General features: G+C 74.3%; 6 protein-coding genes and 4 pseudogenes. 4 read left to right on the top strand and 6 right to left on the bottom strand.

The window, feature by feature from the left end; genetic code table 11:
• Nucleotides 1-50: 50 nt before the first annotated feature.
• Both ACFP2V_RS17885 and ACFP2V_RS17880 read right to left on the bottom strand, forming a co-directional pair.
• Nucleotides 51-359, bottom strand: a pseudogene (locus ACFP2V_RS17885) (twin-arginine translocation signal domain-containing protein); the annotation flags it as partial.
• Nucleotides 360-489: 130 nt separating this feature from the next.
• A pseudogene (locus ACFP2V_RS17880) lies at nt 490-597 on the bottom strand (superoxide dismutase); the annotation flags it as partial.
• A 273-nt stretch (nt 598-870) separates the two neighbouring features.
• On the opposite strand from ACFP2V_RS17880, the gene ACFP2V_RS17875 reads away from it, so the two are divergent.
• Both ACFP2V_RS17875 and ACFP2V_RS17870 read left to right on the top strand, forming a co-directional pair.
• Entirely contained in the window at nt 871-1,653 is a 783-nt protein-coding gene (locus ACFP2V_RS17875; RefSeq protein ID WP_381212844.1) for a sulfite exporter TauE/SafE family protein, read from the top strand.
• A gap of 104 nt (nt 1,654-1,757) precedes the next feature.
• A pseudogene (locus ACFP2V_RS17870) lies at nt 1,758-1,955 on the top strand (DUF2283 domain-containing protein); the annotation flags it as partial.
• 95 nt (nt 1,956-2,050) lie between these two features.
• Here the strand turns inward: ACFP2V_RS17870 and ACFP2V_RS17865 are convergent.
• The 4 genes and pseudogenes from ACFP2V_RS17865 to ACFP2V_RS17850 all read right to left on the bottom strand — a co-directional run bounded on the left by ACFP2V_RS17865 (nt 2,051) and on the right by ACFP2V_RS17850 (nt 5,127).
• Nucleotides 2,051-2,716: a class F sortase gene (locus ACFP2V_RS17865; protein WP_381212841.1), complete on the bottom strand. Its 666-nt coding sequence runs from the start codon at nt 2,714-2,716 to the stop codon at nt 2,051-2,053.
• A gap of 113 nt (nt 2,717-2,829) precedes the next feature.
• Nucleotides 2,830-3,399, bottom strand: a complete 570-nt coding sequence (locus ACFP2V_RS17860) for a hypothetical protein (protein ID WP_381212838.1) — start codon at nt 3,397-3,399, stop codon at nt 2,830-2,832.
• Between the two features lie 303 nt (nt 3,400-3,702).
• A pseudogene (locus ACFP2V_RS17855) lies at nt 3,703-3,967 on the bottom strand (molybdopterin dinucleotide binding domain-containing protein); the annotation flags it as partial.
• Between the two features lie 425 nt (nt 3,968-4,392).
• Nucleotides 4,393-5,127, bottom strand: a complete 735-nt coding sequence (locus ACFP2V_RS17850) for a SanA/YdcF family protein (RefSeq protein ID WP_381212835.1) — start codon at nt 5,125-5,127, stop codon at nt 4,393-4,395.
• 502 nt (nt 5,128-5,629) lie between these two features.
• Between ACFP2V_RS17850 and ACFP2V_RS17845 the strand changes: the two genes are divergently transcribed.
• Both ACFP2V_RS17845 and ACFP2V_RS17840 read left to right on the top strand, forming a co-directional pair.
• Complete coding sequence (locus ACFP2V_RS17845; RefSeq protein WP_381212832.1) at nt 5,630-6,994, top strand: deoxyguanosinetriphosphate triphosphohydrolase; 1,365 nt, start codon at nt 5,630-5,632, stop codon at nt 6,992-6,994.
• Nucleotides 6,995-7,181: 187 nt separating this feature from the next.
• Nucleotides 7,182-8,447: an NAD(P)/FAD-dependent oxidoreductase gene (locus tag ACFP2V_RS17840; RefSeq protein ID WP_381212828.1), complete on the top strand. Its 1,266-nt coding sequence runs from the start codon at nt 7,182-7,184 to the stop codon at nt 8,445-8,447.
• Nucleotides 8,448-8,481: the final 34 nt, after the last annotated feature.

Genomic DNA, 8,481 nt, shown 5'->3' with positions numbered 1-8,481 from the left:
GTCCGCAGTGACCAGGCATGGGTGCAAGACTCACTCCTGCTCACTGGCTAGGAACGGTTGATCTCGGAGTTGGAGACGTAGATCCAGCCGCTGCCGTCCGCGTAGCAGGCGCCGCCGTCGGGGGCGTTGTGCCAGGTGTACGACGTGCCCGGGACCTGCTGGCCGGACCGGGCGATCACCCTGCTGGTGAACCCGGTCGGCAGCCTGATCCCGTTGGCGTCCGCCGTGCCGAGCGCCCCGTACGGGCCCGTACCGGGCTGGGCGGGCGCCGCGTACGCGGCGCTGTGCCAGAGCGCGCCACCGAGGACCGCGCCGGCGCCGCCCATGGCGCTCGCGCGAAGGAAGGTACGACGTTCCACTGTCGCTCCCAGAGGTGCCGTGAACCGTCCCGCCACCGGTCGGTGACGGGGGCGTACGGCCACGGAACCTACGGGTACGGCATGGACACATCATGGCCGTGGGTGTACCGGACGGTGACCATCCCGGGCCTCACGGGCCGGCCTGCAGCGGTACGCCCACCGCCGTGACCGTCGTCTCCGGTGTCTGCGGGCTGGTGAAGCGGGCGTCGACCAGGTACAGGCGGTCGCGTCGACGTGCTCCCCGCCCTGAAGTCCAGGGAATCCGGTCTGGGTCGGCCGACCCTTCCGGGGGCTTCCTGTTTCACCGCGCTGTGCGGGCACGTGTGCCCGTCCTACCGGCGCTCCACGGGCGTTCGACGTCTCCGCCCGTCCGGCGGCGACGCTACGGCGTCCCTCGAAAGCGGGGGAGGGGTGCGAGGGGCGCGGCGAGGAGGAACTGTGAGGAGCCTCAACCTCAGGAAACGCTCATCTTGATGGACGGCACAACTACCCGCTCCATAGGGTCACGCTCATGCCCGACATCTCGCTGACCACGGTCGTTCTCCTCTGCCTCGCGGCGCTCGCCGCAGGCTGGATCGATGCCGTGGTCGGCGGCGGCGGACTCCTGCTCCTGCCCGCGCTGCTGCTCGGCCTGCCCGCCGGCACCCCCGCCGCGCACGCCCTGGGCACCAACAAGGCGGTCGCCATCGTCGGCACCACCGGCGCGGCGATCACCTACGCCCGCAAGGCACCCGTCGACGTACGGACCGCCGTACGCATCGGGCTGGCCGCCCTCGCCGGATCCTCGGGCGGGGCCCTCCTCGCCGCCGGGATGAGCACCGAGGTCCTCGAACCGGTGATCATGGTGGTCCTGCTCGCCGTCGCCGCCTTCGTCATCCTCCGCCCCGGCTTCGGCACCGCGCCGAAACCCGGCCCGGTCTCCCGCCGCCGCATCCTCGCCGCGATCGGCTTCGGCGGCCTGGGCATCGGCTTCTACGACGGTCTCATCGGCCCCGGCACCGGCACGTTCCTCGTCCTGGCGCTCACCGCCCTGCTCCACCTCGACCTCGTCACCGCGTCCGCCACCGCGAAGATCGTCAACTGCTGCACCAACGCCGGCGCGCTGGCGATGTTCGCCTGGCAGGGCGCGGTGCTGTGGCAACTGGCGGGTCTGATGGCCGTGTTCAACCTGGTGGGCGGCACCCTCGGCGCCCGCACGGCCCTGAAGAAGGGCAGCGGTTTCGTCCGCGTCGTCCTGCTGACGGTCGTCTTCGCCCTGGTGGCGAACATGGCGTACGAACAATGGCTGGCCTGAGGGAACCCCGGACCTGCGGAATGCCCTGTAACGCCGGGGGATCGCGCGCAACGCCTCGATGCCCTCGGAGAGAAACCATGCACATCGCATAAGACCGGGACAACGACACCGCGTACGTCTCCCCCGTCGTCCCCGTCCCGGACGGCGCCGCTGTCCGCCAACTCCCCGCCGAGGGGCTTGCGGCGGAGGCCGAAGTCGTCCTCGACGGGGACGAGGCCGGCCGCCTGCTGGGATTCGAGGTCATCGGGGCCAGGGCCGGCCTCCCGGCCGAGCTTCTCGACGGGGCCGCTCCCGCCGGCTGACCGGGGTTCGGACCGGGCCGGTGTCACGCTTGCCGGCACCGGTTGCCGTCGGCGGGAGGCGGAGCAGGCCAACCATGTACGGCGGAACGCCGGACTCAGCGGCTGCCCGTCAGATGGGCGTAGACGACGACGTTCCCCCGATAGCCGGTGGTGCGTGAGTAGCCTCCGCCGCAGGTGATGATCCGCAGCTCCGGACGCTTCGCCGCGCCGTACACCTGCTCGTCGGGGAAGTCGCGGGCGTCGTACACCTCGACGGCGTACACGGTGAACACGGCGACGGTGCCGTCGCGCCGGTCCACCTCGACGGTGCCGCCCTTGCGCAGGGCGCCCAGGGAGTAGAAGACGGCGGGGCCGTCGGCGTTGTCGACATGGCCCGCGACGACCGCGGTGCCCGTCTCGCCGGGCGTGGTGCCGGCCTCGTACCAGCCGGCCAGGTTCGTCCGCTCGGGCGGCGGTGCGTCGAGGCTGCCGGTGCCGGTCAGCCCGAGGCCCGTCAGGGGCGCGTCCACGCCGATCGCGGGGATGCGGATCCGGTCGGGCGGGGAGGGCGGCAGCGCGGCGGCCTGCCCGAAGGGGCGCCCGGAGTCGTGTCCGGCGGGCGCGGAGTGCGCCTGGGCGGCGGACGGCTGGGGCGGGGCGTTCGTCGCGGCCCCGTAGCCCAGCAGCCACAGGCCGCAGTACAGGGCGAACACGCTCACCGAAGCTATGGCCGTGTTGCCCGGGCCCCCGACCCGGCTGGACCTGCGGCGTATGCGGCGCATCGCGGACTGACCTCTTCGGAGTCGGCCCCGTGCCCCCTCCGGGCCGCGAGGGGCGTCGGACCCGGAGGGGGAGGGGACATGCGGTACGGCGGACGGGCGGGGGAGGGCGCCCGTCAGCTCCTGTCGCCTCTCGCCCGGCGATGCAGGAGCCAGGTACCGCCCGCGGCGGCGACGGCGAGAGCCGCCACACCGGCCGCGGTCTGCACGGGATCGGGGCCCAGAGCGCTACCGACCCCCGTCCTCACACTGCCTCGGGGATACGCCTGCTGCGCCGCGGGCGTCAGCCCGACCACCAGGTCGCCGGTCACCCGCTGCCCGCCGGCGTCGCACGTCGCGACGATCTCGTACGTGCCCGGCTGCGCGCCCGGCGGCACCCGGAACCGCCCGGTCGAGTCCGGCTCGTCCGAGCCCGGCGCCAGCGTGAAACGGCCGGCGCCCACGGCGGTGGCGTCGCCCGCGACCGTGTCGTCGTCGCCGCACGCCGCGGTGTTCACCGTCACCTGCGCGCCGGCCATGACCATGGCCGGGTGCAGTTCCAGGCCCCCGGCCGACGCACCGGAGGGAGGGCTTGCGGGAGCGGCGGGCTCCTCGGCGGACGCGGCGGGCGCCACGAGCAGTCCCGCGGCGGCCACGGCGAGCGCGAATCCGGTCAGGCCGGTAAGCCTCCGGGCGGTATCTCGCATCGGTGCTCCCTCGGGCTCACGAAGGGGCCACGCCCGCGGCATCCTCATGTGCCGCCGTCAGTCGCGTCCCTACCCGTCCGAGGTAAATACCGGCGGGCGCGGCCCGCTCCCTGAGAGAACGTCAAAAACGAGGTGAACGGGTGTCGGCCGGCCTCGACCGAACCCCCGCCCGGGCCCCCGCCCGTACCCGTTTCGGCAGGTCACAGTCGTGCCAGGGGCCTGGCCGGGGGAAAGAACCCGATGGGTGCGCCGCACGGCGGTGAACGGGTGAGGCGAGAGCGACAGCCCGATCGGGACGAGGCTTCAGGACCGGACCGCCTCCACCCGCACCGCGCACACCGTGAACCCCGGCATCCGCGACGTCGGGTTCAGGGCGGGATGGGTGAGGGTGTTCGCGCGGCCCTCGCCCGCCCAGTGGAACGGCATGAACATGGTGTCGGGGCGGATCGCGGTGGTGATCCGGGCCGGTGCCACCGCCCGGCCCCGCCGGGACATCACGGCCGGCGGATCACCCCCCGGCCGCCCCGAGCCGCTCCGCGAGCCGCGGATACAGCACCGCGAGCGGGCCGTGCGGGAAGCGCGGGGGCGACGGCGGGCGGCGCGGTCCTCCTCGCCGCCGGACGCCGAAACGGCGTCGCCGGGCGCGCGGCCGGCCGGGCGACACGCTCGGGGACGGCCTGGGCGGCGGGCGCCTCCACCGGCGCGGCCGTCTCCGCCTCGGACGCTCCAGGAGCGGGACGGCCGGTCGCCCGGCGGTGCGGCGGGACGGGCCGGGGACCGGTGAATTCTCGCGGACGGTCTGCGAGGCGACGGCCGGGACGGTACAGCAGCCCGTCGTCGTGCAGGCCGGCCAAGCGGCCGGCCTCCGCCTTCAGGCCACCGACGGGGAGCCGGTGAGCTTTCCCGGCCCGGCGACCTGCTCGGCCGGGAGAGCGACGGTGATCCGTGTCGTGTCCGCCATGGCACGAGCATGCTGCGATATGCGCGGCACGGTCACCGTGCGGCCGGCGAGGCACGGGTGCCGTCGAGCGCCCGCCGCACCCCCGGCTCCCTCGGGCCGAGGAAGTGGGGGTCCGGGCGGAAGGCCGCGTCCAGGGCCGCCTTGCCCGCGGCGAGGATCTCCCGGGTGCTGCCGTAGTACCAGGTCAGGTCGTGCCGTTCGGCGACGCCGACGCCGTACGAGGAAACGCCGGCCGCCCGGCACAGGGTGACCGCGCGCCGGATGTGGAAGCCCTGGCTGATCAGTACGGCCCGGTCCACACCGAAGATCTTCTTCGCGCGGACGCACGAGTCCCAGGTGTCGAAGCCCGCGTAGTCGCTGACGATCCGCGCGTCGGGCACGCCGTGCCGGGCCAGATAGGCGCGCATCGCGTCCGGCTCGTCGTAGTCCTCACGGCTGTTGTCGCCGGTGACCAGGACCACCTCGATCCTGCCCGCCCGGTACAGCTCGGCCGCCGCGTCCAGCCGGTGCGCGAGATACGGCGACGGCTCCCCGTCCCACAGGCCCGCGCCGAAGACCACGGCGACCTCGGTGCGGGGCACGTCGGCGGTGGTGTGCAGCCGGCCGTCCGCCGCCAGGCGCATCCACGTCGCCGGCAGCAGCGCCAGGACGCACGCCGCCATCCCCGCCTGCACCAGCCGCCGCCGGCCGGCCCGGGTACGCGGCAGACGTGCCCGGCGGAGCCATCGGGCCCCGCCCGCCCTCGCGCGGCGCAACAGGTGAAGCATGGGACGAGCACCCTCCCCGGTCGGTCTTCGACATCGAAGACGCCCCCGCGCGTCCTCCGGTTCAGCCGCGCCCTGTGACCAGCAGCACGGCCTGACCTGGTTCGGCCAGGCCCGGCCTCTCGGCTCGGCCAGGCCCGGCCTCTCGGCTCGGCCAGGCCCGGCCTCTCGGCTCGGCCAGGCCCGGCCTCTCGGCCTGGCCTGGCCTGGCTCGGCCTGGCCTGGCTCGGCTCGGCCTGGCCTGGCTCGGCTCGGCCTCCTGGCCTGGCTCGGCTCGGCCTCTCGGCCCGGCTCGGCCCGGCCTCTCGGCCCGGCTCGGCCCGGCCTCCCGGCCCGGCTCGGCCTGGCCCGGCTTGGCCCGGTCCGGCTTGGCCCGGTCCGGCTTGGCCCGGTCCGGCTTGGCCCGGTCCGGCTTGGCCCGGTCCGGCTTGGCCCGGTCCGGCCGTGTTCTGCCCCCAGAGCCCGATCCCTCCCGAGTGGCACCGTGTGGCCGTAGTGTCGAGGCATGGCAGGCACCAGCACTTCCGCCCCCACCGGCCCCGCGCCCCAGCCCCAGGCACAATCCCCGGCGCAGTCGCAGCAGTACCCCACTTCGCCTCCCGGCTACGACCCGGCGTCGGCCGCCCGCTGGGACGCCGAGCCGGACAAGCGCCCCGGGCGTACCGCCTTCCAGCGCGACCGCGCGCGCGTGCTGCATTCCTCGGCCCTGCGCCGCCTGGCCGGCAAGACGCAGGTCGTCACCCCCGGAGAGGCCGGCGCGGTCTGGGACGCCAGCCCCCGCACCCGCCTCACCCACTCCCTCGAATGCGCGCAGGTGGGCCGGGAGCTCGGTGCCGCCCTCGGCTGCGACCCGGACCTCGTGGAGGCCGCCTGCCTCTCCCACGACCTGGGCCACCCGCCCTTCGGCCACAACGGGGAACAGGCGCTGAACGAATTCGCCGAGGACTGCGGCGGCTTCGAGGGCAACGCCCAGTCGCTGCGCCTGCTCACCCGCATCGAACCCAAGCGGTTCGTCACCGATCCGGAGACCGGCGACCTCGCCAGCGTCGGCCTCAACCTCACCCGTGCCACCCTCGACGCCGCCACCAAGTACCCCTGGCCCCGGGGCGCCCACCCCACCGACCCGGTTTCCGCGAAGTTCGGCGTCTACGAGGACGACCGCCCCGTCTTCGACTGGGTCCGCGAGGGCGCCCCCGACGGCCGTACCTGCTTCGAGGCACAGGTCATGGACTGGGCGGACGACGTCGCCTACTCGGTGCACGACGTGGAGGACGGCCTGCACGCCGGCCACATCGACCCCGGCGTCCTGCACGCCGGGCCCGAACGGCAGGAGATCTTCGCCGTCGCCGTCAGCCGTTACATCGAGGCGGACACCGACCCGGCGGAGCTCGCCGAGGCGCTCGACCGCCTCCTCGCCCAGGAGTGGTGGCCGCACGGCTACGACGGCACGGCCCTCGCACAGGCCCGCCTGAAGGACGCCGCCAGCCAGCTCATCGGCCGTTTCTGCCTGGCCGCCGAGGGCGCCACCCGGCAGAAATACGGCAGTGGCCGTCTCGCCCGCTACGGAGCCGAACTCGTCGTCCCCCGGGACACCCGGACGGAGTGCGCCGTCCTCAAGGCGGTCGCCGACCGGTACGTCATGCAGCGCGCCGAGCAGGAACTGCTCCGTGCCGACCAGCGGATCGTCGTCCTCGAACTGGCCGAGGCGCTCACCGCCCGCGCCCCCGACGGCCTGGACCCGCAGTTCCGCACCCTGTTCGCGCAGGCTCCGGACGACCGCGCCCGCAAGCGGGTGATCGTCGACCGGGTCGCGTCCCTCACCGACGCCTCGGCCCGCTCGCTTCACGCCCGCCTCACGGGGCAGGCATGAAGAGAGGGGGACGGCGAGGGGACCGGTGGGGCACCGGAGACGTGTGTTCGCTCGAAGGTGACCCTCCGTGGCCTGATCGGGCCACCCCCTCTTCCCGCACCACCCTGTGTGCGGGAGGCTCGCACGTGGCGGCACCCACAGTGTTTTCCGGGGGGCCACCCCCCGGACCCCCTGCAGGAGGCATCAAGTGGTCGACGCGGATCAGACATTCGTCATCGTCGGAGGCGGCCTGGCGGGCGCGAAGGCGGCCGAGACGCTGCGAACGGAGGGATTCACCGGCCGGGTCCTGCTGATCTGCGACGAGCGGGACCACCCGTACGAGCGGCCGCCGCTCTCCAAGGGCTTCCTGCTCGGCAAGGAGGAGCGCGACAGCGTCTTCGTGCACGAGCCCGCCTGGTACGCGCGCCACGACATCGAGCTGCACCTCGGCCAGACCGTCGACGCCGTCGACCGCGCCGCGAAGACCGTCCGCTTCGGCGAGGACGGCACCACCGTCCGCTACGACAAACTGCTGCTGGCGAACGGCGCCGAGCCCCGCCGCCTGGACATCCCGGGTACGGACCTCGTCGGCGTCCACCATCTGCGCCGCCTCGCGCACGCCGAGCGCCTCAAGGGCGTCCTGGCCTCCCTCGGCCGGGACAACGGCCATCTGGTGATCGCCGGCGCCGGCTGGATCGGCCTGGAGGTCGCCGCGGCGGCCCGCGAGTACGGCGCGGAGGTCACCGTCGTACACCGCGGGCCGACCCCGCTGCACTCAGTCCTCGGCCCCGAGCTGGGCCAGCTCTTCGCCGACCTGCACACCGAGCACGGCGTCCGCTTCCACTTCGGCGCCACCCTCACCGGGATCACCGGGCAGGACGGCGTCGTCCTCGCCGCCCGCACCGACGACGGCGAGGAGCACCCGGCGCACGCGGTCCTCGCGGCGATCGGCGCCACCCCGCGCACCGGCCTCGCCCAGGCGGCGGGCCTGGACCTCGCCGACCCCGCGGACGGCGGCGGCATCCGGGTCGACGAGCGGCTGCGCACCTCCGACCCGGACATCCACGCCGCCGGTGACGTCGCCTCCTTCCCGCACGCCCTCTTCGACACCCGGCTGCGCGTCGAGCACTGGGCCAACGCCCTCAACGGCGGCCCGGCCGCGGCCCGCGCGATGCTCGGCCAGGAGGTCACCTACGACCGGGTCCCGTACTTCTTCAGCGACCAGTACGACCTGGGCATGGAGTACTCCGGCTGGGCGCCCGCCGGCTCCTACGACCAGGTCGTGCTCCGGGGCGACGTGGGCAAGCGGGAGTTCATCGCCTTCTGGATGAAGGAGGGCAGGGTGCTGGCCGGGATGAACGCCAATGTGTGGGACGTCACCGACCCGATCCAGCGGCTGATCACCTCCCGGACCCCGGTGGACACCGACTCCCTGGCGGACCCGCGCGTCCCGCTGGAAAGCCTCGCCCCCTGAGGGCCGGCCGGCACCACGCGTCCCGACGCCCGGC

Origin of the sequence: Streptomyces incanus (genome assembly GCF_042656345.1) — a bacterium.
GTDB lineage: Bacteria > Actinomycetota > Actinomycetes > Streptomycetales > Streptomycetaceae > Streptomyces > Streptomyces incanus.
This window is presented reverse-complemented; position numbering and strand designations above follow the sequence as displayed.